At 63.6% G+C, this 24,486-nt stretch carries 21 protein-coding genes; 11 read left to right on the forward strand and 10 right to left on the reverse strand.

The window, feature by feature from the left end; translation table 11 throughout:
- Positions 1-44: 44 nt before the first annotated feature.
- From F561_RS0104155 to F561_RS0104170, 4 genes are all read right to left on the reverse strand, one after another.
- The gene (locus F561_RS0104155) at positions 45-2,285 is read right to left on the reverse strand and encodes an AAA family ATPase (protein ID WP_019008686.1); all 2,241 of its coding nucleotides are present in this window, start codon (positions 2,283-2,285) and stop codon (positions 45-47) included.
- On the reverse strand, positions 2,285-2,605 hold the full coding sequence (gene clpS, locus F561_RS0104160; RefSeq protein ID WP_019008687.1) for an ATP-dependent Clp protease adapter ClpS: 321 nt from the start codon (positions 2,603-2,605) through the stop codon (positions 2,285-2,287). Before clpS ends, F561_RS0104155 begins: the two co-directional genes overlap by 1 nt.
- A gap of 447 nt (positions 2,606-3,052) precedes the next feature.
- A complete protein-coding gene (locus tag F561_RS29620) occupies positions 3,053-3,703 on the reverse strand; it encodes a hypothetical protein (RefSeq protein WP_019008688.1) in 651 nt (216 codons plus the stop codon).
- A 57-nt stretch (positions 3,704-3,760) separates the two neighbouring features.
- Positions 3,761-4,198 (reverse strand): bleomycin resistance protein, encoded by a 438-nt coding sequence (locus F561_RS0104170; RefSeq protein WP_019008689.1) that lies wholly within the window; start codon positions 4,196-4,198, stop codon positions 3,761-3,763.
- A gap of 22 nt (positions 4,199-4,220) precedes the next feature.
- On the opposite strand from F561_RS0104170, the gene F561_RS0104175 reads away from it, so the two are divergent.
- On the forward strand, positions 4,221-7,175 hold the full coding sequence (locus tag F561_RS0104175) for a sensor histidine kinase (RefSeq protein WP_019008690.1): 2,955 nt from the start codon (positions 4,221-4,223) through the stop codon (positions 7,173-7,175).
- A gap of 162 nt (positions 7,176-7,337) precedes the next feature.
- Positions 7,338-7,889, forward strand: coding sequence for a hypothetical protein (locus F561_RS28640; RefSeq protein ID WP_157451555.1), 552 nt, complete (start codon positions 7,338-7,340; stop codon positions 7,887-7,889).
- A 49-nt stretch (positions 7,890-7,938) separates the two neighbouring features.
- Here the strand turns inward: F561_RS28640 and F561_RS0104185 are convergent, their stop codons facing one another.
- A complete protein-coding gene (locus F561_RS0104185; RefSeq protein ID WP_019008692.1) occupies positions 7,939-8,973 on the reverse strand; it encodes a YkoP family protein in 1,035 nt (344 codons plus the stop codon).
- Positions 8,974-9,145: 172 nt separating this feature from the next.
- Between F561_RS0104185 and F561_RS0104190 the strand changes: the two genes are divergently transcribed.
- Positions 9,146-10,402, forward strand: coding sequence for a glycosyltransferase family 4 protein (locus F561_RS0104190; RefSeq protein WP_019008693.1), 1,257 nt, complete (start codon positions 9,146-9,148; stop codon positions 10,400-10,402).
- Here F561_RS0104190 and F561_RS0104195 read toward each other — a convergent pair.
- Positions 10,368-11,036, reverse strand: coding sequence for a glycosyltransferase family 2 protein (locus tag F561_RS0104195; protein WP_019008694.1), 669 nt, complete (start codon positions 11,034-11,036; stop codon positions 10,368-10,370). The two genes, F561_RS0104190 and F561_RS0104195, sit on opposite strands and share 35 nt — an antisense overlap.
- 92 nt (positions 11,037-11,128) lie before the next feature.
- Here F561_RS0104195 and F561_RS0104200 point away from each other — a divergent pair, with 92 nt between their 5' ends.
- Together F561_RS0104200 and F561_RS0104205 are read left to right on the forward strand one after the other, a co-directional pair.
- A complete protein-coding gene (locus F561_RS0104200; protein ID WP_019008695.1) occupies positions 11,129-12,340 on the forward strand; it encodes an MFS transporter in 1,212 nt (403 codons plus the stop codon).
- A 213-nt stretch (positions 12,341-12,553) separates the two neighbouring features.
- A complete protein-coding gene (locus F561_RS0104205; RefSeq protein ID WP_245556422.1) occupies positions 12,554-13,225 on the forward strand; it encodes a polysaccharide deacetylase family protein in 672 nt (223 codons plus the stop codon).
- Between the two features lie 40 nt (positions 13,226-13,265).
- On the opposite strand, the gene F561_RS0104210 is transcribed toward F561_RS0104205, so the two are convergent.
- On the reverse strand, positions 13,266-13,655 hold the full coding sequence (locus tag F561_RS0104210; protein ID WP_026298589.1) for a hypothetical protein: 390 nt from the start codon (positions 13,653-13,655) through the stop codon (positions 13,266-13,268).
- A 98-nt stretch (positions 13,656-13,753) separates the two neighbouring features.
- Here F561_RS0104210 and F561_RS0104215 point away from each other — a divergent pair, with 98 nt between their 5' ends.
- Positions 13,754-14,764, forward strand: coding sequence for a DUF1517 domain-containing protein (locus tag F561_RS0104215; RefSeq protein ID WP_019008698.1), 1,011 nt, complete (start codon positions 13,754-13,756; stop codon positions 14,762-14,764).
- Positions 14,765-14,865: 101 nt separating this feature from the next.
- On the opposite strand, the gene F561_RS0104220 is transcribed toward F561_RS0104215, so the two are convergent.
- Positions 14,866-16,347 (reverse strand): class-III pyridoxal-phosphate-dependent aminotransferase, encoded by a 1,482-nt coding sequence (locus F561_RS0104220; RefSeq protein ID WP_019008699.1) that lies wholly within the window; start codon positions 16,345-16,347, stop codon positions 14,866-14,868.
- A gap of 171 nt (positions 16,348-16,518) precedes the next feature.
- On the opposite strand from F561_RS0104220, the gene F561_RS0104225 reads away from it, so the two are divergent.
- From F561_RS0104225 to wecB, 5 genes are all read left to right on the forward strand, one after another.
- Positions 16,519-17,271, forward strand: coding sequence for a fumarylacetoacetate hydrolase family protein (locus tag F561_RS0104225; protein ID WP_019008700.1), 753 nt, complete (start codon positions 16,519-16,521; stop codon positions 17,269-17,271).
- The gene (locus F561_RS27050; RefSeq protein ID WP_019008701.1) at positions 17,271-17,771 is read left to right on the forward strand and encodes an NUDIX hydrolase; all 501 of its coding nucleotides are present in this window, start codon (positions 17,271-17,273) and stop codon (positions 17,769-17,771) included. Before F561_RS0104225 ends, F561_RS27050 begins: the two co-directional genes overlap by 1 nt.
- 319 nt (positions 17,772-18,090) lie before the next feature.
- Entirely contained in the window at positions 18,091-19,392 is a 1,302-nt protein-coding gene (locus F561_RS24755) for a S41 family peptidase (protein ID WP_040379800.1), read from the forward strand.
- A gap of 158 nt (positions 19,393-19,550) precedes the next feature.
- A complete protein-coding gene (locus F561_RS24760; RefSeq protein ID WP_019008703.1) occupies positions 19,551-20,723 on the forward strand; it encodes an MraY family glycosyltransferase in 1,173 nt (390 codons plus the stop codon).
- A 13-nt stretch (positions 20,724-20,736) separates the two neighbouring features.
- Complete coding sequence (gene wecB / locus F561_RS0104245) at positions 20,737-21,894, forward strand: non-hydrolyzing UDP-N-acetylglucosamine 2-epimerase (protein WP_026298591.1); 1,158 nt, start codon at positions 20,737-20,739, stop codon at positions 21,892-21,894.
- Between the two features lie 72 nt (positions 21,895-21,966).
- Here the strand turns inward: wecB and pgi are convergent, their stop codons facing one another.
- Together pgi and F561_RS0104255 are read right to left on the reverse strand one after the other, a co-directional pair.
- Positions 21,967-23,613, reverse strand: coding sequence for a glucose-6-phosphate isomerase (gene pgi, locus F561_RS0104250; protein WP_019008705.1), 1,647 nt, complete (start codon positions 23,611-23,613; stop codon positions 21,967-21,969).
- A gap of 77 nt (positions 23,614-23,690) precedes the next feature.
- Positions 23,691-24,428, reverse strand: a complete 738-nt coding sequence (locus tag F561_RS0104255; protein ID WP_019008706.1) for a TetR/AcrR family transcriptional regulator — start codon at positions 24,426-24,428, stop codon at positions 23,691-23,693.
- Between the last annotated feature and the right edge of the window lie 58 nt (positions 24,429-24,486).

Consider the following 24,486-nt stretch of genomic DNA (forward strand, 5'->3'; position numbering starts at 1 on the left):
ACACTTGGGCCGCACCAACAGCGGGGAAGGGTTCATGCTCTGCCTCACTTGAAGGTGAGGGTATCCCCACTGGCTCCCACCGTCACCTTGCCGCCCCCTTTCAGGCGTCCGAACAGCAATTCGTCGGCCAGCGGGCGCTTCAGCTTCTGCTCGATCACGCGGGCCAGCGGGCGTGCGCCCATCTGCGGATCGTAGCCCTGCTTTGCCAGCAATGCGCGGGCGGCGGGCGTGACCGTCAGGGCCACGTTCCGCTCGGTCAGTTGTGCAGTCAGGTCGCGCAGGAACTTGTCGACCACGCCCGCCATCACCTCGGGGGCCAGCGGCGAAAAGTGCAGCACAGCGTCCAGACGGTTGCGGAACTCGGGGCTGAAGGTGCGCTTCACGGCCTCGGCAGATTCTCCGGCCCGCCCTTCCCGCGAAAAACCAAGGGCAGGGCGGCTGGCGTCGGCGGCTCCGGCATTGGTCGTAAAGATCAGCAGCAGGCCGCGCCCATCCACCTTTTTGCCCGTGTGGTCGGTCAGGGTGCCGTGATCCATCAGTTGCAGAAACAGGTTGTAGATGTCCGGGTGCGCCTTTTCTATTTCGTCCAGCAGCACCACCGCATGCGGGTTTTTGGCAACGGCGTCGGTCAGCAGGCCGCCCTGATCGAAGCCCACGTAGCCGGGAGGCGCTCCGATCAGGCGGGCCACCGTGTGCGCCTCCTGATACTCGCTCATGTCGAAGCGGGCCAGATGCACGCCGAGGCGATCCGCGAGGGCGCGGGCCAGTTCGGTTTTGCCCACTCCGGTGGGGCCAGCAAACAGGAAGGCCGCCTGAGGCTTCTGCGGATCGCGCAGGCCAGCGCGGGCCAGTTTGACGGCGCTGGCAACGGCAGTCACGGCTGCGGCCTGCCCCAGCACCCGCCTGCCCAGATCGGCTTCCAGTGTTGCCAGAGACTGGATTTCTTCGGCCTTCACCGCGCCCACCGGGACTCGGGCCATCCGGGCCACCGTCGCCTCTATGTCGGCCTCGGCAATCTCGCCACCCGCACCCGCAGAAGACCGGGCCGCGCCTGCCTCGTCGATGACGTCTATGGCCTTATCGGGCAGGAATCGGTCACGCAGATGCCGCGCACTCAGGCGCACGGCGGCGTCCAGGGCGGCCTCCGTGTATGTCACCCCATGATGGGCGGCGTACTTGGGAGCCAGCCCGCGCAAAATGGCGAGTGCGTCGGCCTCGGACGGCTCCGGCACCTCTACCGGCTGAAAGCGCCGCCACAGCGCCCGGTCTTTTTCGAGGTGACGCAATTCGGCAGGGGTGGTGGCCCCCATCAGGCGCAGTTTGCCGCGTGCCAGTGCGGGCTTCAGCAGATTGGCGGCGTCCATGCTGCCGCCCTCGGTGGCTCCGGCCCCGACCACCGTGTGCAGTTCGTCCACAAACAGCACCGCGTTCTGTCCGTCCAGTGCAGCCAACACGCCCTTCAGCCGTTGCTCGAAGTCTCCCCGGTAGCGCGTGCCTGCCAGCAGTGCTCCCAGATCCAGCGCATACACCGACGCGCCGCGCAGGAATCCGGGGGCCTTGCCATCCGCGATCCGCTGCGCCAGGCCTTCTGCCAGCGCCGTTTTGCCCACGCCCGGTTCTCCTACCAAGACCGGGTTGTTTTTGCCGCGCCGCGCCAGCACATGCACCACCCGCGTCAATTCGGCCTCGCGCCCGATGACTGGATCAAAGGCCCCAGCGCGGGCCTGCGCGGTCAGGTCGGTGGTAAAGGCTTCGAGGGGATCTACGGGCGCGTCTTCTGCCGTTGCCGTCTCTGCGGGGCCGTCTATGCCCGCCGTCAGGCGTTCGCGGCTGCGGCCTGCCACCTTGGCCGTGCCGTGTGACACATACCCCAGCATGTCCAGCCGCATAATTCCCTGAGCTTCCAGCGCAGCGCGGGCGGGCGAGTCTTCCTCTTCCAGCAGTTCCACCAGCACCCGCGCTCCATCGGCGGCCTCCTTGCCTTTGCCGCTGGCGTGCAGTTGCAGCACCGCGCCCTGCACCACCCTATGTACCGCCAACGTAAAATCGGGGCCATCGTCTGGGTCTGATTCATCGGCGGGCAGCACTTCAAAGGTATCCAGAGTTTGCTGCAACGTATCGCGCAGACGGTCCACGTTCGCGCCCAGTGCCAGCAGCGCCTCGCGGCCTTCGGGGTCGTGCGTGAGGGCCAGCAGCAGATGTTCCAGCGTCACGTATTCGTGTCCGGCTTCCCGCGCATAGTCGGCGGCTCGGCCAATTGTTATCTGTAAATGATCTCCGATCACTAGTTTTCTCCTTCCGGCTCGGCCACCAGCATCAGCGGAAAGCCTTCCTGCCGGGCGTGGGCCGTGACCTGTGCCACCTTGGTCTCGGCCACCTCGCGGGTATACACGCCCGCCACGCCGTGCCCCTTGTGATGCACCGCCAGCATGACCAGTTGCGCTTCCTGCTCGCCCTTGCGGAAATAGCGTTCCAGTACCATCACCACGAAATCCATCGGGGTGTAATCGTCGTTGATCAGCAGCACCCGGTAAAGGCGCGGGCGCTGCGTAGCCGTGCGGTCTAGCGTTTGCGTGCCGCTGTCTGAATGGTTCCGGCGCGTCATGGGCGCAGTGTAGCGAAGTTGCCTGGAAGGAGGCGGGGCAGGGGTTACGGTGTGGTGTCGTTCTGGCATTTTTGCGTGTGGGCTTGTTGGGTTGCTGCGACGTTTACCCCCACCCCCCAGCCCCCGCCCCCAAAGGGGTCAGGGGAGTGTTCGCTGCGCTCGGCAGGAGTGATCTTGTCGTTTTTTGGTTCGGCTTTCTCGCTCATCTGAAGCTGAATCGCCCGTCGTCTTGACGTTGGAATTGGCCCGCGCGTTTCACGCACGACGGCCTCACACGGACTTGGGCGGGGACGATGTGGGGTAGGGGTGTCGGGGTGTTTACTCCTCCCCTTGAGGGGGGGCATTGCACAGCAATGGGGGGGTTGTTGTTGCCTCCCATTCCTACTCCAAACAAAAACCCCTCCACTCTGTTGGCGAGTAGAGGAGTTGATAAAAAGTGAGTTGGCTTCAGCTCTTTTTGGCGTCCTGCGCCGCGCCTTTCACGTCGGTCTTGACTTCGTTGGCCTTGGCTTTGGCATCGGCGGCCACCTCTGCGGCCTTGTCCTGGGCGTTATCGGCAGCTTTCTGAGCACCTGCGGCCACTTCGCCTGCCTTATCTTTGGCGGCGTCTACGGCTTTGCCCGCCTGTGCAGTGGCGTCCTGCGCCTTGTCTTTGGCCGTGTCCACGAACTTCTGACCTTCTTTCTGGGCCTCGGCTTTTACATCCTGCGCCTTGTCTTTGGCGTCGGCAGCCACGTCAGCGGCGGCGTCTTTGGCTTTGTCGGCGGCTCCGGTCACAGCGGCTTTTACGTCGCCTGCCACTTCTTTGGCTTTGTCGGCGGCGGCGTTTGCACCACCAGCAGCGGCGTCCTTGACTTCGCCTGCTTTGTCGGCAATCACGTCACCCGCGTGCTGGGCAGCGTCTTTGGTCTTCTCCCAGCCCTTGGCAACGCTTTCGCCCATGTCCTGCACGCTGTCTTTCAGGCCCAGATCGGCCAGTTTCTGATCCAGCGCCTTGCGGTTTTGCTCGCGGCTCAGGTAGTACGCGCCTGCGCCGATCAGGGCACCCAGCAGCAAAAGACGTTTTACGGGAAAATGACGGTCATCGCGGTCAAACATATGAGAAATCCTAACCCGGCTTTCTCATGAACAGATGAGGACGGACTCAGGAGGGGTTCAGGCTGGCAATCTCGGCAGGCTGGGCCGGGTGCCCAAGGGCTGCACGATTCTCAGCAGATAGCCGTCTGGGTCGGCCACCACGAACTGACGGTTACCGGCTTCCTGTGCATCTTGCCGATACCAGCGTTCTTCTGGGGGCAGCAAAACAGAGGCATTGGCCTGCTTCACGCGCTCATACACGGCGTCTGCATCGTTTACAGGCACCGACAGATTCATGCCGCGTCCATACGGAAACACCAGTTCACCCGCCAGAAAGGTGCGTTCGGGCAGGGTCGGCTGCTCCAGCATCAGCTCGGCTGCGCCCAACCTCAGGTAAACAAAGCGTTCTTCTGGACGGGCATACCGCACCTCAAAGCCGATGACGACGGTATAAAACGTCAGGCTACGTGTGAAGTCGGAGACATACAGTTCGGGAACGATGGCTGGGCGGGTCATGCGTCCTAAACTAGCTCTAGCCATGACTGTTGCCGCGTCGCTCGTCTCTGCTCTGCCTGCCTTTCCGCCCAGCCTGAGTGCCGCGCTGGACGTGCAAACCTACGGCGCGGCGCTGGCCGACTATGCCTGCCGCACGGTAAGGGCGCATGGCGTGCGGGTGTGGGCCGTATCGGGCGGCTCGCTGATTCCGGTGGCCGAAGAGGGGCGCGGGCTGGCCCTCAGCGACGGCACGCTGGCCGCGCGGGCCTTGGCGGGCGGCACAGTGCTGGAAGAAGGCATGTTGGCCTGCCTCCCCTTCGGTGCGGGCGTGCTGGAATTCGTGGGCGCTGATCCGGCGGGCGTGGAAAGCCTGCTGGGGCTTGCGCCGTTGCTGGCGCTGGCGCTGGAGGGCGTGCAGGCGCGGGAGGCCCGACGTGGGCGGGGGCGGGTGGCCGAAACTGTAGAGGGGCTGGTTCGCAGCCTCGGCGGCAGCCTCGATCTGCCCGAAGTCCTGACGGTCACGGCCCGGAGCGCGGCTTTGGCCCTTGGATTTGGGCGGGCCTTCGTGGGCCTGTTCAGCGAATTCGGGGAGGCGGGCGCACGCACCGGAGAGATTTTTACGCACGGTTTCGAGGGCGAGTTTTCGGGCGGCATCGGCGTCGGCCCGGTCAGCTTCGAGCGGCTGGTTCAGCGCGGCGAGGCCATCCGCTTCGAGCGCGGGCGGGATGCGGGCACGCCACTGGCGGCAGGGTTGGCCGAACTTGATCCGGTGGCGGCGGTCATCGCGCCCCTCACGGCGCGGGGGCGGCCTCTGGGCCTCCTGTACGTGGACAGCCGCACGCCGGGAGCCAGTGCCAGCGAAGACGACGCCCGCCTTGTGCTGGCGCTGGCCGAACAAGCCAGCCTCGCCATAGACAATGCCCGCTTGTACGGCATAGAAACCCGCAAGCGCGAAGCCGCCGAAGCCCTGCGCGAAGCGGGCGCGGCACTGGCGGGCAGCCTGCATCTGGCCGATACGCTGGCGCAACTGCTGGAACGGGCCGTGACCCTGTTCCGCGCCGATGCAGCGGGCGTCTCCGAACTCCTGCCCGATGGCCGAACCCTGATTATCAGGAACGCGGTGGGGCTGCCCAGCGAATACGTGTTGCGGGTGCGGGCCAAAGTGGGGGCCGGAGTCACGGGCAGGGCCGTGGAGCGCCGCGCGATGGTGGCCGCCCGCGACCTGCCCCGCGACCACGCCCATCCTCAGACGGCCGACGCCATCACCGGAGGATTGGGCGGAGGCAGCCGCTATACCCGGCAACTGTTGGCGCAGGGCACGTATCCCTTTCGGGGGGTGGTGGGCCTGCCGCTGCAAACAGGGGCGGGCATTTTTGGCGCACTCACGCTCTATTTCCGCGACCCCTTGCCGCTGGACGCCGATGATCTGGCACTGGCCGAAGTCTTCGCGGCTCAGGCCAGCCTCGCGATTGCCAACGCCCGCCTGTACGAAGAAGAACTGCGCCGCGAGCGAGAAGCCGCCGTGCTGCTGAATGTGGGCCGCCTGCTGGCCGAAGACCAGTCGGACGCCGCCCTGACCGAAGCGGTGCGCCTGTCGGTGCTGGCGATGAACGCCTCACGCGGGTTGCTGGCCCTGACCAACGAGGCCGGAAGCCTCAGCCGGTGCGCCGCTTTTAATCTGCACTCGCCCAGCGAGGGTGATCTGACGGGTCTGCACGCCCAACTGGGCCGGGGGCCGCGCCCGCTGACGCGCAGGCATACCCTTCCGGTGGCCCGCAGCGCCCTGATCGTGCCCCTGCGGAGTGGGGAAGACGTGCTGGGATTCCTGTACGCCGACGACCCCGGCACCGACCCACCCAGTGACCGGGTGTTGCAACTGGCCCGCTCGGTGGCCGACCAGATCGCCCTGACCCTGACCCGCGAGCGGCTGCTGTCGGCACTGGCCCGCGAGGAAGCCCGTTACCGCCAGTTGGCCGAAGGCGCACACGACCTGATCCTCTCTGCCGATGAGGGCGGCGTGATCACCTATGCCAATCCCGCCAGCACCGCTCTGCTGGGGCCTCTGCTGGGGCCGCTGACCGGACAACCGCTGCTGACTCTGGCGACGCCTGCCACGCGCCCCGCCCTGCACGCCGCACTGGACGCCGCCCGCGTGCGTGCCGTGGGGGGCCGCGCCGAGATCGAGGTGGGCGGGGCCGACCGTCCGATTCGGCTGGAAGTGCGCCTGAGTGCGGTCAGAACGCCCGGACAGCCTGCCGCCGCGCCCTCGGTGCTGATGGTGGCCCGCGACCTCAGCGAATTGCAGACGCTGGCCGACGAGATTACCCGGCGCGGGCAGGCGCTGGAGGCCGCCACCAGCCGCCAGAGCGAACTCCGCACCTACCTGACCCTGTTCACGCAGGCGCAGGAAGAAGAACGCCGCCGCATCAGCCGCGAACTGCACGACGACACCGCGCAGGTGCTGACCGCCACGACCCGCCGGGTGGCCCGCCTTGCCCGCGACCTGACCGGCGAGCAGCGTGCCCGCGCCGACGACATCCGCGCCGACCTCGACAACGCCATAGAAAGCGTGCGCCGCTTTGCCCGCAACCTGCGCCCCAGCGTGCTGGACGACCTCGGCTTGCTACCCGCGCTGGAATGGCTGGCGACTCAGGCCGTCACCGATACCCGCCTGGAGGTGGCCGGACAAGACCGCCGATTGCCGCCCACCATCGAGCTGACCGTGTTCCGGTTGGCTCAGGAAGCCCTGAACAACGTGGACAAGCACGCCCGTGCTCTGAGCGCCGCCATACGCGTGCAGTACACGCCGGAAGGGGTGCGCGTGGCGATTACCGACGACGGTCAGGGCTTTACGCCGGATCAGGCGCAGGCCCGCGCTCAGGCCGGGCACCTGGGCCTCATCGGCCTGCGCGAACGGGTGGCGCTGGCAGGCGGTGAACTGGATGTAGAAAGCGTGCCGGGGCAGGGCACGACGCTGGTGTTTACATTGCCGGGGTGAGATCAATCTTTTGCAAGTAATCTAACAGTCAGCCAAATAATTTAGAACAGCTAGAAAGAAGAACGCTAGAAAATGTTAAATAATCTAAGAAGGACACCTTAAACTTGTATTTATATTCACTATATAAGAATTAGATTTAAAAGCTTGTGGAGAAGGTTGCACATGAGAAATCTATATAAAGGAATCTTATCCTCAAAATACCACACCAAAGAAATGCATACTTTTTATTTTCAGGAAAAAGAATACAGAGTGCAGGGTGATGATTTTAAAAACTGGGCTAGATATCAATTGCCTTATCTGAGTGGGGGAATTTACAGATTCCACGACACTGTCCTGCTTGGTGGCTATTTTGAAGGAGATACAATTCAAGTATCAGCTATGTTCCGAGGGCGTGCAGAAGTGTTCTCAGAAATATTTGAACAGTCGAATTTTAGACAAAAGCTGCTCGAAGGTCGTATTGAGAATTGCGAGCTGGGTATTTTGGAATATATAAATAGTGATCATGTGCCCAGATTTGTAACGGTCCAAAGGGCAATTCAGATCGTTGATAAGAAATTCATCGATTGGCTTGAAGATAAATTCTCACCAAGGCGCAGTGGGGGGTACGGATTTAAATATTGGGCAAGTATGAAATTTGAGGAATTTGAAGGAGAAGTCTGTAAAGTATCATTGTTACACATTGATTTATGGAACGGAATTTGGTATGAGTCGTGAACTACCACTCGCTGCTTCATTTATAACTTGATCAAAGGCATTCAATGCCCTACCCATGCCGCGCCAGGAACGCTTCCCGCGTCATCCAGGCCATTTTCGGGGTCGCCTCGCTGGGGGGTTTGGGAGTGCCGTACACTGCCCGCAACAGCCGGAAGCCGACGCCGAACCACCGCGCTTGCTGGGGCGGCAAGTCCAGCAGGGCAAAGCCGCTCTTTTCCAGTGGGCCATGAAACAGCGTGACGGCGTACACAGCCTGAGCGCTCGCCAGTTCGGGCCGGGTGTGCAGGGCCAGCGCCACATCTTTCAGGCTGCGCTGGTAGGCGCGGTAGGCGGCCAGAGAGCTGCGGGCATTGATACCCACGATGCGCGGCGAATGCAGATGCAGTTCGGCGGTGGGCGTGTGCGGGGGCAGCGGCAGCGGCGGCATCACCTCTGAACGCGGAGCCACGCGCATCACGGCGTCGGCCCGCTGAGCCAGATCGATGACATGGTGCTCACGGGCAAAGCGGTCTTCGACGGTGCGGCTGTACCCATAGATCAGCAGGTCTCGGGGCGTAGCGTGGCGCAGGCCGGGAACAGCCCCCACGGGCACAGGGCGGTAGCCGAGGGCCAGAAGGTCAGGCAGGGCGGCGGTCAGGTCTGCCGGAAGTACCCGCAGGATTTGCCCCGGTTGCGCCGCTGCCTGCGGAAAGGGAAGAGGCTGCACGCCCCCGCGCCTCAGCGCCGCCAGATTCGCACGGGTCAGGGCTGCACCTTCCAGCGCCCAGAGGGTCACGGGTTGCCTCGCCGCCGCTTCCAGCCCACTGATTCCGGTGGGATGTCCACTCCCGGCAATTTCATGCCCAGCTTCGGCGGCGGCCCGCAGCAGTTCTGGGGCAGTGCGGGCCAGAGCAGCCGCAACCAGCAGTGTGGCCTGAATCTTGGCCCCCGCCAGTGCAGCCAGCGCTCCTTCCAACTCTGAAGCCTGTTGTACGGGCACGGTCAGGCCAACATGCGGATCACCCGGAGCGCCGCCGTACAGCGTGCCGAATGCACCTGCACGCAGAAGGGAAGGCAGGATCAATGAACGCGAGAAGACGGGCATAACCCTGACTGTAGCGGCATTGGGGCCAAACAATCTCGATCTGACAGCACGCTCTCATGCTGATCACGGTATGCTCCTGTCTAACGATGCTTCAGTTTTCCTTTATCTCCAAAGGCCAGTGGGCAAGAGCGAGAACTCCGGCGAGTATGGCCCGCAGCAGCGCGGGGCGCACATGACTCCGGTTACCAAAACTGCGGTTGCCAGAGCTGCGGCCTCTGCCCTCACGGAAGGCGCGGCTCTGACGGAGCGCCCGCTGCGAATCGGCCTGTTTACCGATACCTTCTTGCCCGACCAGAACGGCATCGTGACCAGCGTGGGCCTGCTCAGTGACGAGCTGCGGGCACGTGGACACCATGTGGATGTGGTGGCTCCCGAGTTCCCCGAGCATGTGGATACCCGAACCGACGTGTACCGGATTTCCAGCCTGCGCTATATGTTCTTGCCCACCTACCGCCTTGCTTGGCCCACCCGCAAGGATTTCGAGCGCAAATACGACATCGTGCACACGCATACGCCGCTGACGCTGGGGCTGGCTGGCGTGCGCTTGGCCCGGAAATGGCAGGTGCCGCACATCGCCACCTATCACACGCATCTGGCGGCCTACACGCACTATGTGCCTGGCCTGACCTCCTTCGACCGCATGACCCGGCTGGTGTCGCGGGTCTCGGGGCAGTTGTACGGGCGGGCCAACGCCGTCATCGTGCCCACTCCCGGCATGCTGGACGTGATGCGTGATATGGGGGTGCGCGATCCGGTAGTCATTCCGACCAGTATTGATCCCAGAGGGCTGGAAGCCGCGCCGCCGATTCTGAATCCCTGGCCTGCGGGCACGCGCCGCCTGCTGTCGGTGGGCCGCCTCGCCCGCGAGAAACGCTTCGATCTGGTGCTCGATACCCTGTCTCAGTTGCCGGACGCGCATCTGGTCATCCTTGGAGAGGGGCCGGAGCGGGCGCATCTGGAGGCCCACGCCCGTCAACTCGGCATTTCCGAGCGAGTCACGTTTGTGGGCGTGCGCCCGTGGACAGAAATTGGCGCGTATTACCGCCTTGCAGAACTGTTTTTGTTTGCCAGCGATACCGAAACGCAGGGCCTAGTCTTGCAGGAAGCGCAACTGATGGGCGTGCCGGTGGTGGCGGTGGGCGCACGCGGCACCCTCAGCGGCGTGTCGCATGGGCACAGCGGCTACCTGACCATGCCCGGCGACGTGAATGCCCTCGTGCAGTACGCCCGTGACGTATTGGGCAACCCGGAACTCTGGGAGCAGATGTCGGCAGGTGCGCGGCAGTTCGGCCACACCACGACGCCTGGCGGTGTGGCCGAACGGGTGCTGGAAGTGTATGCCCGTGCCCTCGGTGCGCCTAGCAGCGCGGTTTCCCCACTGCTCACAGAGGCCGTTACTCCTCGAAGTAGCCTCGTGTATGACCGCTGATATTTTGCGCGTGCCGCCACAGGAAGGGGATCAATCCGCCTTCCAGCCGCCTCGCACTGGTCTCGACGAGTGCGCCGGGCACGTAGGCCACCGTTCCCAGACGTGCCAGTGCTTGCCCCAGCAAAATATCCTCGTAGGCCTCGACCACCGGGTAGCCTCCAGCGAGACCCGCAGCCAGGCGCGAGTAGGCCATGTTCGCCCCCGCCAAGTTGGGCTTGTCGGCCAGCACGCACAGCCGCAAAAACAGGTTGTAGGCAGCTTCCGACACCTGCGGCAGCGGGCGGCGCAATTCCGAAAAACGCATGGGGCCGTACAGGGCGACCCGGCCAACTGCGGCAGCGCTCAGGCGTTCGATCCACTCGGGGGCGGGCAAAGAGTCAGCGTCGGTGGAGGCCACCCAGTCGCCCCGCGCCGCTTCCAGTCCTGCTTGGCGGGCACGCGCTACCCCGCGTTCATGGCACTGAATCACCGTCGCTCCCCACGAGCGGGCCACCTCGGCGGTGGCGTCACGGCTGCCGTTGTCCACGACAATCACTTCATGAGGGGCTTGGGTCTGACGTTCCAGTGCACGCAACGTCAGGGGCAGATACACCGCTTCGTTGCGCGCAGGAATAACAACCGAGAATTCCGGCACCCGGACAGGCTAGCAGGTGTTCGCCCGGTCATCTTCATGCGGCCTCCATCTGTCCCTGGCTGCACCCGTTTTGCTGTGCCCGGAGTCCGTGCATGAGCGTGGGCAAGCGTTCTCTTGCCGACCGGATTCCGCTGCAACCCGGAACACTGGTGCCTGTCATTGGGGCAACGTTGGCGGTAGCCTGCGCCGAATTTGTCCGCAACGGAATCTATGTGGGGTATCTGCCTCTGGTGGCCCACTCCAGACTCGACCTGCCCATCACGGCAACGGGTGCGGCCCTCACGGCCCACCTGGTGGCCGATACGCTGATGCGCGGCCCGGCAGGGGTTGCCATCTCGCGCTACGGTCTGCGGCCTGTGGTGGCGGGCGGGGCGCTGCTGAGCCTGCTGGCGCTGGCGCTGCTGCCCTTTACCCATACGTTCTGGCTGCTCATTCTGCTGGCCGCCCTGCATGGGGTCGGCTTCAGCGTGATGTGGCCGGGAGTCGTGAACCTGACTGCCGATTCCAGCAAGCCCGGTTACAGCGGGCGGGCACTCTCCACAGTCACCATGTTCGCCCTGCCCATGATCGGGGTGGGGGTGCTGGTCTACGGCGCGATTGGTAAGCAGGGCGGTAACTTTCCGCTGCTGCTGGCAGGCGGCCTGCAACTGCTGGCTATAGGTGGGGCGCTCCTGATGCCCATGCGCCGGGTGCGCCAACATGAAACGCCGTCTGCTCCCAGCAGAGAGAGTGTGCGCCGGGTGGCCCGCTCGTTGCTGCCGCTGATGCCTGCGGCGCTCCTGCAGACCGGAACCCTGTCGCTGATTGGGCCGCTGCTGTTTCCTATCGCCAAAAAACTGGGCATAGAGTACTGGCCGCTGGTGTCTATTCTGGCGCTGGGCGGCGTGATCGCCTACGCCACCATTCCTTTTGCCGGAAGAATCGCTGACCGGGGGAGTGCCCGTCTGGTGCTTGCCAGCGGTTTTGCCCTGATCGGCACGGCCTTCGTGCTGGTCGCGACGTTGCCGCCCATCTGGGCGTTTTATCCCATCGCGGCAATGTTGGGCATCGGCTACGGCTGCGTGACACCCGGTTGGTCGGCCCTGGTCACGGGCACGCTGCCCGAGGCCGAACGTCCCGCCGCCTGGGGCGCATTGATGACTGTAGAGAACGCTGGAACCGCCTTCGGCCCCGTCATCGGTGCGCTGGCCTACCAAACCATCGGTGTCAACGGACCTTTCGTGGTGGGTGCAGTGCTGGCTCTGATCACCGCCAGCGCCTACGCAGTGTTCCGGCGAGCCTTTCCGACGGCAGTACAGACGTAAAGGCAGCGCAGACGTAGAGGCCGTCCAGATAAGCTGTGGTCTGGGTGGTCGGCCGAGAAGGTTGACTGCTCCCGAGTGTTGGACTTCAGGGCTGTAGGTCAGGCACCCGCTTTCTCACAGCCCAGCTACAAAGCCCACGCAAAGGCAGGAACCGCCATTCGACTTACCCCTCTATTTCCCTGGATCAAAGGCGGCTTTGCGCTGGCCCTCACCGTGTTGGCCGCCGATGTACTGGGCCGCGCCGCCGGATGGGGTGCGCTCGGCTCCGGCCCCCGCACTGGCTCCCACGTGGCCCTGACCTTCGATGATGGCCCCAGCCCCCGCACCCCAGCGCTCATGACGGTGCTGGCCCGGTACAGTGCACCAGCCACCTTTTTCGTCACGGCTCCGCAGGCCGCCGCGCACCCAGAGCTGATGAAGGCATTAGCGGAAGCAGGCCACCAACTGGAGGCGCACGGCATCTGGCACCGTCCGGCCCTGCTGCTGCCGCCGTGGAAGGAATGGGCGCAGGTGCGCTGGCATCCGCGTGCAACGGGGGCTGGGGCGCCGGGGTTGCTGTACCGCCCACCCTACGGCGGCCACAGCCCCTTCACCCGCCTGCTGGCCCGCCTTGCCCGCCGCCAGATTGCGCTTTGGGATGTAGAAGGCCGCGACTGGCTGGCCCTGCCCGCCTCCGAACTGGCCCAGCACACGCTGAAGCAGGTGCGCCCCGGCAGCGTGATCCTGCTACACGACGGCCCCGAAGTCACGCCCGAACTTCTCGGCCTGATCTTGCACGGCCTGCACGAACGCGGCCTGACACCTGTGCTGCTACGCGATCTGCCCATGCAACGTATTTCCCTGCGGGCAGGTCTGGGGCGGCTGCGGGCCAGTTACGGGCGCTGAATGGGGAAGCGGTCTAGTGGCTTGTCTTACCGCCTAGGATTTACGCCAGCAGCCCCAGCCGACGCGCCAGCGGCTCCGAAATCAGCCATTGGTCGGCAGGTTCGCCCACTTCTTCCGGCTGTACCTCCATCAGCACGCAGCCGCGTCCCAGATAAAAGCCCACGATTTTCTGCCACGCTTCTTCCTCGGTTTCGGCGGTTTCTTCGATGTCTTCCAGCGTGCCCCACACATCGCCGTCCACTTCGCTGCTCAGCAGGGCTTCGGCGTGTCCACTGAACACGTAGGCGTCCACGGCTTCCTTGCGGGGATGGTACACGCCGCCCTCTTCCCGCAGATCAAGTTTGTCGCCGCGCTCATACAGGCTGGATAAAAAGGATTGCCACTGTTCGGCGCTCAGGACAATGGACGGGGTGGGGGTCTGGTCGTTCATGTTGGGCAGTGTACCCGCCCCCATCACCGATACAGCTCTGAAGGCCCCCCTCACGATTCTGGAACCTTGCCCGGCTCTGGCCCGTAGACTGTGCCATCATGCCCCGCCTTCACAATCCACGCCCTCAGGCCCATTCGCGTCCGCTCTTTGTGTTGCTGCTGCTGTTTGCGGTTTTCGTGCTGGCCCTCGGAACCCTGACCCTGCACAGCACCGCTTCGGCCCAATCCGGCGGCGGCTTTGGCGGCAGCAGTTCCGGCGGTTCTTCCGGTGGATCGTCGGGTGGGGGCGGCGGGTACAGCGGCGGAGGCGGCGGCTATAGCGGGGGCGGGTACAGTGGCGGCGGCTACAGCGGCCCCATCATCGTCAATTCGGGCGGGGGGGGCTATTACGGGGGCGGAGGCGGCGGCTTTGGCCTCACCGGACTGATCATCTTTGCCATCGTGGTGTTTATGGTGGTGGGCTATATGCGCCGCAGCATGGCGGCCAGCGGCGGCGCACGCGCCCTCACACGCGGCGGCGGGCTGTCTGGCCTGAGCGGTACAGCGCAGGCGGTCAGCGTGCAGGTGCTGATGGCCGAGGGCGACGAGGTGAAAAAGGCGCTGCAACATGTGGCCGAATCTGGCGACCCCGACAGCAACGAGGGACTGGCCCGGATGCTTCAGGAAGCCGCACTGGTGGCGCTGCGTCACCCTGACCGCTGGGTGTACGGCAACGTAGAACGCGCCCAGGGAGCCGCCAACGCCGCCGATTCTCAGGTGGGCGCGTGGGCCACCGAAGCCCGCTCCGCCTTCACTGAACAGACCACCAGCAACTACCAGAACAAAGATGTCAACAGCGGCTATCAGCACCGCAAGGACTACAAGGCCGAACACGATTCCGGCGATCTGTATCTGGCTGTCACCATCGCCATTGCCGCCCACGCTCTGGGCAACCTGCCCCCCGCAGGCACCACCAACGCCGCCGAAGTCCGGGCCGCCCTGAACGCCATCAGCAGCGTGACCCCCGGCGACCTGATCCGCGCCGAGGTGGTCTGGAGTCCAGATGCCCAGGGAGAATTCCTGAGTGAGGATGAGGCGATTCAGAAATATCCGAAGCTGACCAAGCTGTAAGAACTGTCAGTGGTGAGTCAGCCAGCTCAGAGATCGTAGGGGGTGGATCGTGGAGAGTGGGAAAAGCCCAACCACGATCCACCCTCTACGATCAGGTTTTTTCACCCATCGCTCGGCGTCCGTTTCTTCGGCTTGCTCGCGGCAAACTGGGCCAGTTTCGCGGTCATGGCGGGAGGCGTATTGGTCAGGATGTTGCGGGCGGCGGGGTTGCGGGCGGCAAAGTCGGCCACGCGGTTCATCATGGTTTTGAACACGTCTTCGGGCATGTCCAGTGCAGGCGTGAGCCGTACCGTGCGCTTGGAGCTGAGGCTGAGGTTGCCCATCACGCCGCTGATATGCAGTTCGCGCAGGGCCAGAATCGCGGTGGCCTCGAACACCAGTTCCTTCAGTACGTCGGGCAGCGGCAGCCCCAGCATCGGCTTGAATTGCATCGCCAGCAGCATCCCCTGACCGCGCACGTCTTCCAGCAGGCGGGGATGCTGGGCCTGAATGGTCTTCAGGCGGGCCAGCCCCTCTGCACCCAGACGCAGGCTGCGGGCGGGCAGGTCGTTTTCCATCAGGTATTCCAGCGATTTCAGGCCCACGGCCATCGCCATCGCCCCGCCCCCGAAGGTGTTGGAATGGCGTTTGCTGCTCAGGCCACCCAGCATTTTTTTGTAGATGGTGTGGCGTACGATGGTCGCCCCGACTGCGGTCATGCCGCCGCCCAGCGGTTTAGCCAGCGTGACGATATCGGCGTCCAGCCCCTGCGCTGCCGATTCGAACCAGTGCCCGGTGCGGCCCAGTCCGGTCTGAATCTCGTCGGCAATGACCACGATGCCGTATCTGCGGCACAGTTCCCCAAGGCCGCTCAGGAAGCCGGGGGGCGGAATATTGACCCCGCCTTCGCCCTGAATGGGTTCCACCACCACGCACACCACGTTGTCGGGGCCGACGCGCCGGATCAGGCTGGTCAGTGCGCCCAGATCGCCGTACGGACTGGTCAGCGCCCCCGGAACCAGTGGCCGGAACACATCCTGATATTCGGGATTGGGCGTGAGGCTGAGGCTGCCCAGGGTTTTGCCGTGATAGCCGCTGGAAAATGAAATCTGAAACTTAGCTTTGGGCCGCCAAGCTTTGGCAAATTTCAGTGCGCCCTCGATGGCCTCGGTGCCGCTGGAGCAAAAAAACACCTGTGAGTCGGCGTGACTGGGCAGTTCTCGGGCCAACAGGCGCACCAGATTGGTTTGCAGCGCGGCCCGCCAGGGTCCTGAGGACTGCTGCGGCAGGCTCATCGCCCGGTTTTTGGTCAGAAATTCCTGCAAAAAGTCGGTCAGCACGGGCGGCATCTCGCCAAAGGGGGTGGCCGCGTAGCCCGAGGCGTTGATGCGCTGCACGCCGTGTTCATCTTCCAATTCCCAGGGCGTGACCCGCGAAAACGGCCCAGCCAGCCCCAACAGGTCCAATCCGTACAGCAGTTCTTCGTTGCCGTGCTGCTGGTCAAGTCGCCGCGCCGCTGCTCCGGCAAAGTGTTCGCTCAGGACATCTGAAGTGCGAATGAATCCAGTGTTCGATTCCAGTTCTTTGTTGAGGCCAACAGTCATGCGGGCCAGTCTACCCGCCCATGCCAAGCTTCGCTGGGTGATCAGAAAGTGCGGTGAGTCGGAGGTGAATCCGGGTGATAGAGCGGCGCGGTAGAGCGGAGCAAGTCCTTAGGCCATCACGTCAACCAGCATCCGGCAGACGACTGGGCAAAGACGCCCTATGCTTGACCTATGCGGATTGTCCGAATTCAGACCGGGAACGCGGCCCAGTGGGGTCAGCTCGAAGAACACACCGTTTACCTCACGCACGGCATGGCTGGAGAAAGAACGGGCCAGACGGTGGCCCTGGATGAGGCGACCCTGCTGGCCCCCGCCGAACCCAGCAAAATTGTGTGTGTGGGCCGCAATTATCTGGATCATATTCGTGAACTGGGCAACGATACGGCGGGGTTGCCCACCGAACCCGGCATCTTCCTGAAAGGCCCCAACGCGCTGGCCGAACCCGGCGGCACGGTCAAGAAGCCCGACTGGACACAGAGTTTTCATTTTGAAGGCGAGCTGGCGCTGGTGATCGGCCAGCAAGCCCGCAATCTGACGCCCGAGAATGCGCTGGATGCCGTGCTGGGTTACACCTGCGGCCTGGACCTCACCGCCCGCGACCTTCAGAAAAGCGACCTGCAGTGGTTCCGGGCCAAAGCCGCAGACCGTTTTTGCCCGCTGGGGCCGTGGCTGGAAACTGAACTGAACCCGGCTGATCTGCGCGTGCAGACCCGCGTGAACGGCCAAACCCGGCAAGATGGCCGCACCAATCAGATGATTTTCGATGTGGTGCAGATTCTGACCTACATCACCCGCTTTGTGACGCTGGAGCCGGGGGACGTGGTGCTGACCGGAACCCCGGAAGGCGTGGGGCCAGTGGAACCGGGTGACACGGTGGAGGTCGAAGTGGAAGGCGTGGGCATCCTGACAACGCTGATCGGTTGATGAACCTGACCACCGAGAAGCCTGACCTGGACATTCGTTTGGGTCAGACCCGCTTCAGCGCCCGCGCCGCTGTACTGATCGTGCGGGATGGGCACCTGCTGCTGAACAGGTTCAACGATGCTGATTTCTGGTTTACGCCGGGTGGCCGCATTCAGAGCGGAGAATCCAGCGAACAGGCCGCCCGCCGCGAATTCTTGGAAGAAACGGGCGCGGTGTTGGATGAAGTGCGGTTGGCCTTGGTCGCTGAAATCTTTTGGCAGATTGAAGGCCGAGAAACACGCCAGGAGATACATGGTCTGGAGTTTTTCTACGTGGCGACGGAGGTGCCGCAGCTTCCCAGCGGCAGTTTCTCCAATCAGTCGGATGAGGGCGTCAGTTTTGCCTGGTTCTCACTGGAAGACCTTCAAAGCTTGGATGTCCGGCCCCCTTTCCTGGCGCAGATGTTGCCCTCTCTGCTGGATTCGCGGGAGGTACGGCACGGCGTGTATCACCTGAAGTAAGCAATGAATCCGCTGCCACCTCCTCGCCACGCCCTGTCCGTAGCTGTGCGGACGTCGTCGCTTATGCCGTGGCGGGGTATTTCCAACGTCAAAACAACTGGCAATTCAGCTCCAACGTCCTTGAAGCAATCCTGCCGAGTGCTTCGCTTGGCTCTCCTGCCCCCTCTCCTGCGGATCCGTAGAATTTGGGGCTGTGGACTGGGGAAGTCCAACGTGGGAGAAGCCACAACCATCACCTTCACCTGATGGGGGATAGCCAAAGGCCCAAGCGTAAGCCCATAGACCATGATTCCAGCCTGTGCCGCGCTACGCTGAGGCTGTGCCACAACTTCGCCGTGTCTCTGCGCTCCTGCTTGCCCTGAGCTGTGGTTTGGCCGCCGCCAGCCCTGCCACCGACCTGTTCGATATCGTGACCAGGTCGGTCGAAAAGGGCTATTACGGCTGGTCTACGGTGGACCGGGTGGCGCTGGCCCAGAAGTACGCGCCGATTCTGGCCGAACGCTGTGCCGAGCAGCTGGAATCGTGCGATTACGATACGGGCCGCGCCGTGATCACCGACATGCTGAAGGAACTGGGCGACGCGCATACCAATGTGCGCGATGCCGAGGGTGCAGAAAGGCTGGCTGAGGTCAGTCAGAATAAATCGGTGCCCCGAACCGGAGCTCGGGTGAGCCGGGTGGCAGGCGGCCTGCTGGTGGTGTCGGTGATGCCAGCGAGTCCCGCCGAACGTGCGGGAGTGCGCCGCTTCGACCTCCTGACCCGTATCAACGGTGAGCAGGCCGGAACCGACCAGCCCATCGGCCCCAACGAATTTGTACGGCTGGAGCGGGCCAACACTCCGATCACCGTCACGCTGCACCGGGCAGGCAGCCCCGACCGCGACCTGATCCTGAGTTCCCAGAATCTACAGGCCCGCGACGAACCGACCCTCAGTTGGGTGGGCGAAGGCGGGCGGACGGCGCTGATTCAGTACCCTACCTTCCTGTCCTCCGACAGTGCCGAACTGTTTCTGGCGCGGGTGGGTGAGGCGAAGCAGGCCAATGCCGAAGCCCTGATCGTGGATCTGCGCTACAACGGTGGCGGCAGCCTGAATGAGTGCGTGGCGGCCAGCAGCGTCTTTGGCCCCACGGTGTACCGTGCCCGCTTTGAGCGTGGCGGCTTTACCTATGGCGGACTCCTGGGCGATGAAGTCATGTCGCCGATTGCGAGGATGGCCCGCCCCGATTGGGCTGTCTGGAAACAGCCGGTGGCCCTGCTGATCGGTCCGAACACCGCTTCCTGTGCCGAGGTGTTTACCCATTACGCTCAGTTGTCTGGAGCCACGGCCATAGGCGAGGTCACACGCGGCGTGGGCAACAGCGGCGTCAACTTTCAGCCGCTCCCCGACGGCGGCGTCCTGGGTCTGACCATCCTGAAGGCTTTCGATGCCGCCGACAGGCCGCTGCCCGACCGGATCACCCCCGATATCCTGGCCCCCACCGACATCGCCCTGCTCACCACAACTGGGCAGGACACCACGCTGGACGCTGCCCTGAACGTACTCAAGGCTCAGGTGACGAAGAAGCAGTTCCCTCAAACCGAGCCGTCTGCGCCGCCCAAGCAGGGTCTGGACGGGCGCTGAATATTGAAAATGGTCAGTAGTCGGTGCTGAAGGTGTGGTGGCCGATCAAATTCTGACCCATGCAGGTCTAGAAGCTTTGAGACGCCGCACCGGGCTTCGCTTCTCCACCTTCCTGACGACGCGTTCCTCACGCCATACCTTTACACTTCAATCAGGTTATGGATTCTTTGAAAGCGCTCGCGGCGCAAGTTGGTATCGCGGATCTGTTGGGACGCGGTTTTCTCAGCGTTCTTCTCACGTTTCTTACGGCATGGGTCTTCACCTGGCGCTTTATTCCCAGCGTGCGGGCCTTTGCCATTCAGGTGGGTTGGGCCGATCAGCCCAATGCCCGCAGACTGAATAAGGAGCCGCTCCCCAATGCGGGCGGGCTGGCGATTTTTGCGGGTTTTATAGTCAGTGTGGTCGTGGCGTGGGCACTGCGCCCCATCGTCATAGAGGTTGTAAATATTCAGGTTCTGGCGATCCTGCTGGGCGCGTCCCTGCTGGTGCTGACCGGATTTATTGACGATCAGTTCGGGTTGTCTCCGCTGTCGCGCCTGCTGGTGCAGACGTTGGCGGCCTTTCTCCTGATCGTCAACGGCTTGCGAATTGATCTGAACGCTATTCCCTTCATCCCCACGCTCCCCGATGGCCTGAATATTCCCCTCAGCAACCTGATCACGGTGGTCTGGATCGTGGGCCTGACCAATTCGGTCAATCTGCTGGACGGTGTGGACGGCGTGGTCGGCGGCGTGGGCTTCGTGGTCAGCATGGTGTTGCTGTTCACGGCGGCCCAGTTTCCCGACCGGGCGGCGGCGGTGGTGTTGCTGGCCGGACTCGCGGGCGCAACGCTGGGCTACCTGCGCCACAATTTCAACCCCAGCCGCATCATCATGGGCGATACAGGGTCGTATCTGATCGGCTACACGCTGGCCGCCGTGAGTCTGTTGGGTACCCTCAAATTCAGTGCCGGAGCCAGCCTGATCGTTCCGTTGATCGTGCTTGCGCTCCCAGTACTGGATACTACGCAGGTCGTCATTGGTCGTCTGGCGCGGGGAATTCGTAATCCGCTGGGTCACCCCGACAAAACCCATATCCATCACCGGGTCTTGGCGCGGACTGCCAGTGCACGCCGTACCGCCGTTATTTTGTGGGTGATCTCGCTGGCCTGTGGAATGCTCGGCATGTGGCTGCAGGGCGTGTCTGGGGGCGTGATTCTCCTGACGGGTGTGGTCGTGTTGGCCTGCCTGTGGTTCGTGGCCTACCGCCGCATGCGTGCCCAGCCCTCAGAGGTGCAGCCGTCTGAAACGGTGGCCTCTGAAACCGCCATTCCCAGACCGCCCAAAAACTGACATGATGCCCAAGATGTCTGCTGATGCCCAAGCGCCCGCCCCCAAAACCATCGTCTTGGCCTTTGGAACACGTCCCGAAGCCACCAAAATGGCCCCCGTGTACGCCGCCATTGCTGCCCATCCGGGATTGCGGCCTCTGATTCTGTCTACCGGCCAGCAGCGCCAGATGCTCGACGGTGCCTTATCGGTCTTTGGCCTGACCCCCGACGAAGACCTGAACGTGATGACGGACCGCCAGACGTTGGCCGACCTCACCGCCCGCATCGTGCCGCCCTCGGGCAAGCTGCTGCGCCAGATGGGGGCCGATATGGTGCTGGTTCACGGCGATACGTCCACGTCGTTCTGTGTGGCCCTCAGCGCCTTTTATGAAGGCATTCCGGTGGGCCACGTCGAAGCGGGTCTCCGCAGCGGCAGCCTCAGCGAACCCTTTCCCGAAGAAGCCAACCGCCGCCTGACCGGGGTGCTGTCCACGCTGGATTTCTCGCCCACTTCGGGCAGTAAGGCCAACCTGCTGCGCGAAGGCAAAGCCCCCGGCAACATCGTTGTCACCGGGCAAACGGCAGTAGACGCCGTGCGCGAAGTGGCGGGCCGCGTGCCCCTGCGCCCCGAGTGGCAGGCCCGCGTTCAGGCAGGCCAGCGCCTTGTCACTGTCACCATGCACCGCCGCGAAAACCAGCCCATGATGCGCGAGATGGCCGGGGCGTTGGCGCGGGTCGCTCAGGCTTTCCCCGAAACCCACTTTATCTACCCGGTTCACCTCTCGCCCGCCGTGCAGGAAGCCGTGCGGCCCGTGCTGGGGGCGCTCCACAACTTTGAACTCACCGATCCGCTGGATTACAGCGACATGGCCCCACTGATGGCCGCCAGCGCCTTGCTTGCCACCGATTCGGGCGGCCTGCAAGAAGAAGGCGCGGCGCTGGGTGTGCCTGTGGCGGTGCTCCGCAACGTGACCGAGCGCCCGGAAGGCGTAGAAGCAGGCGTGCTGCGGCTGGCCGGAAACGACCCGGCGCAGCTAGAGCAGGTGCTGACCGACCTTCTGGGCAACGAAGCCACCCTGGCCGCCATGCGAGCCGCCCGCAACCCTTACGGCGACGGGCAGGCATCGGGACGCATTGCGGCGGCCATCGCCTGGCATTTTGGGCTGGGAGAACGGCCCGCAGACTGGAGCTGAACAGCGAAAGAAGCAAGTGGAGCGTAGATCGTGGAAACAATAAGACCACGATCTACGCTCCACCTTCTTGTTTCAGGCTCGCTTTTCTCTGTACCAACGAATCAAGGCGTTGGTGCTGCTGTCATGCGCCAACGGCGGCTCCTCGTCGCTGCCCAGTTCCGGCACGATTTTTCCGGCCAGCACCTTGCCCAACTCCACGCCCCACTGATCGAAGGAATTGATGTCCCAGACGGCTCCCTGAACAAATACCTTGTGTTCGTACAGGGCGATGAGCGCTCCCAGAATGCGCGGGGTGAGCTGGTCGGCCAGCAGGGTAGAGGTGGGGCGGTTGCCGTCAAAGACACGGTGAGGGGCCAGTGCAGGATCGACGCCCTCCGCCAGCACTGCGTCCAGCGTTTTGCCGAAAGCCAGCGCCTCGGTCTGGGCAAATACGTTCGCCATCAACAGGTCGTGATGGGTGAGGCCGCCCTGAACAGGCATGGGATTCAGGGTACGGGCAAAGCCGATAAAGTCGCAGGGAATCAGCTTGGTGCCCTGATGGATCAACTGATAGAAGGCGTGCTGGCCGTTGGTACCGGGCTGTCCCCAGATCACCGGCCCAGTCTGGTAGTCCGTGACCGCGCCGTCCAAAGTGATGTGCTTGCCGTTGCTCTCCATGTCCAATTGCTGCAGGTAGGCGCTGAAGTGAGACAGGTACTGGTCGTAGGGCAAAATGGCGACCGTCTGTGCATCGAAAAAGTTGTTGTACCAGACGCCCAGCATTCCCATCAGGACAGGAAGATTGGATTCCAGCGGGGCGGTGCGGAAGTGTTCGTCCATGTCGTGGAATCCGGCCAACAGCTCACGGAAACCGTCCGGCCCGATGGCCAGCATCAGGCTCAGGCCGATGGCGCTGTCCATGGAGTAGCGCCCGCCCACCCAGTCCCAGAATCCGAACATATTGGCGGTATCGATGCCGAATTTGCCCACCGCATCGGCATTGGTCGACACGGCCACAAAGTGCCGCGCCACTGCGGCCTCGTCGCCCAGTGCAGCCAGCAGCCAAGTGCGGGCGCTGCTGGCGTTCGCCATCGTTTCCTGCGTCGTAAAGGTCTTGCTGGACACGATGACCAGCGTTTCTTCGGGGTTCAGGTCGCGTACTTTCTCGGCTAGATCGGTGCCGTCCACGTTGGAGACGAAGCGCAGGGTCAGGTCGCGTTGGGCGTAATGCTTCAGCGCCTCATAGGCCATCACCGGGCCAAGGTCCGAGCCGCCGATTCCTATATTGACGATGTTGCGAATGGGTTTGCCCGTAAAGCCCAGCCACTGCCCGGCCCGCACAGAGTCGGCAAAAATTGCCATCCGGTCAAGAACTTCATGAACGTCCGGCACCACGTTTTTGCCGTCCACCATCACCGCCGCGCCGCGTGGGGCACGCAGAGCCGTATGCAGCACGGCGCGGCCCTCGGTCACATTGATTTTCTCGCCTGCCAGCATCGCGTCGCGCTTGGCTTCCACTCCCGTTTCACGCGCCAATTGCAGCAGCAGCCCCAGCGTCTCATCCGTCACGCGGTGTTTGCTGTAATCCAGATATAGACCCGCCCCCTCGGCGTTCAGGCGCTCGCCGCGTACGGGGTCGGCAGCGAACAGGTCGCGCAGGTGCGTTTGCCCGAAAGCCTCGAAGTGGGCCTGAAGGGCTTGCCAGGCAGGAAGGTGGGTCAGTGAGGCAGATTTCGACATGACAGGAGCATACCCCCGCCCCCAGCCCTGCACGTTGGAGCTTGCCTGAACACCTTCTGTATGTCGGGATTGAATCTCTATCCGCTGAGTGGTGTGGCTGAGGCTTCGGCCACTTCCGTCTGTTCCAGGGTCAGCCGCGCTGAAATCTGGCCGTCTATATTCGCCACGCTCAGGCCAGGAGCCAGTGCGCCGTGCATGATCAGCGTGAAGCGGTCTTGCCAATCGCGCAGAACCTCGCGCTGATTGCGGTGGCCGCCGTGTAGCAGCGCCAACAGGCAGGCATCCACAAACAGCGACGCCAGAAACTGAATATTGGTATCGGGCCGAATGTGCCCCTGATGGCGCATGGCGATCAAGACGGGTTCCACCAATGCCACCAGCGTTACAGCGGTGCGAATGTCATGGATGGCCGTGTTCGGTTCGGAGGTTGCTCCGGCTGGCCGACTTTCTGCTGGGGCGTCGTGCCTTGCGCCCAGGACTGCCTGCCCCACCGCGCCCACCAGATGGCGGTAGCGCACACCCAGGTCAGCCATCCGCGCAGTGACCTGTCCCCACACCGCCTGCGGGGGGCTGCCCGCGCCCAGCCTCCTGATCGCCTCATCCCGCGTGTCGATCACGGTGCGCTCGAAGTGCGCCAGCAGCATGTGAATCTTGCTGGGGTAATAGCGGTACAGGTTCGTTCGGCTGACAAAGGCAGCGCGTGCGATGTCCTGAGCACTGGTCTGGTCCAGCCCACTGCGGGCAAACAACTCAAAGGCGGCGCGGGCAATACGTTCCCGACGGGCGTCGTCCTGCTCTTCCCGGTCAACTTTCATGGGCGGGTTCCCCCGACGTGGCCTTTCACACCTCATACCATACCGCGCCGTGCCTTGC

This window comes from Deinococcus aquatilis DSM 23025 (assembly GCF_000378445.1).
GTDB classification, from domain to species: Bacteria; Deinococcota; Deinococci; order Deinococcales; family Deinococcaceae; genus Deinococcus; species Deinococcus aquatilis.

Coding starts and splice junctions, on each gene's coding strand:
- clpS (WP_019008687.1), bottom strand. CDS start 2,605: ATGACGCGCCGGAACCATTCAGACAGCGGCACGCAAACGCTAGACCGC.
- F561_RS29620 (WP_019008688.1), bottom strand. CDS start 3,703: ATGTTTGACCGCGATGACCGTCATTTTCCCGTAAAACGTCTTTTGCTG.
- F561_RS0104170 (WP_019008689.1), bottom strand. CDS start 4,198: ATGACCCGCCCAGCCATCGTTCCCGAACTGTATGTCTCCGACTTCACA.
- F561_RS0104175 (WP_019008690.1), top strand. CDS start 4,221: ATGACTGTTGCCGCGTCGCTCGTCTCTGCTCTGCCTGCCTTTCCGCCC.
- F561_RS28640 (WP_157451555.1), top strand. CDS start 7,338: ATGAGAAATCTATATAAAGGAATCTTATCCTCAAAATACCACACCAAA.
- F561_RS0104185 (WP_019008692.1), bottom strand. CDS start 8,973: ATGCCCGTCTTCTCGCGTTCATTGATCCTGCCTTCCCTTCTGCGTGCA.
- F561_RS0104190 (WP_019008693.1), top strand. CDS start 9,146: ATGACTCCGGTTACCAAAACTGCGGTTGCCAGAGCTGCGGCCTCTGCC.
- F561_RS0104200 (WP_019008695.1), top strand. CDS start 11,129: ATGAGCGTGGGCAAGCGTTCTCTTGCCGACCGGATTCCGCTGCAACCC.
- F561_RS0104210 (WP_026298589.1), bottom strand. CDS start 13,655: ATGAACGACCAGACCCCCACCCCGTCCATTGTCCTGAGCGCCGAACAG.
- F561_RS0104215 (WP_019008698.1), top strand. CDS start 13,754: ATGCCCCGCCTTCACAATCCACGCCCTCAGGCCCATTCGCGTCCGCTC.
- F561_RS0104220 (WP_019008699.1), bottom strand. CDS start 16,347: ATGACTGTTGGCCTCAACAAAGAACTGGAATCGAACACTGGATTCATT.
- F561_RS0104225 (WP_019008700.1), top strand. CDS start 16,519: ATGCGGATTGTCCGAATTCAGACCGGGAACGCGGCCCAGTGGGGTCAG.
- F561_RS27050 (WP_019008701.1), top strand. CDS start 17,271: ATGAACCTGACCACCGAGAAGCCTGACCTGGACATTCGTTTGGGTCAG.
- F561_RS24760 (WP_019008703.1), top strand. CDS start 19,551: ATGGATTCTTTGAAAGCGCTCGCGGCGCAAGTTGGTATCGCGGATCTG.
- wecB (WP_026298591.1), top strand. CDS start 20,737: ATGTCTGCTGATGCCCAAGCGCCCGCCCCCAAAACCATCGTCTTGGCC.
- pgi (WP_019008705.1), bottom strand. CDS start 23,613: ATGTCGAAATCTGCCTCACTGACCCACCTTCCTGCCTGGCAAGCCCTT.
- F561_RS0104255 (WP_019008706.1), bottom strand. CDS start 24,428: ATGAAAGTTGACCGGGAAGAGCAGGACGACGCCCGTCGGGAACGTATT.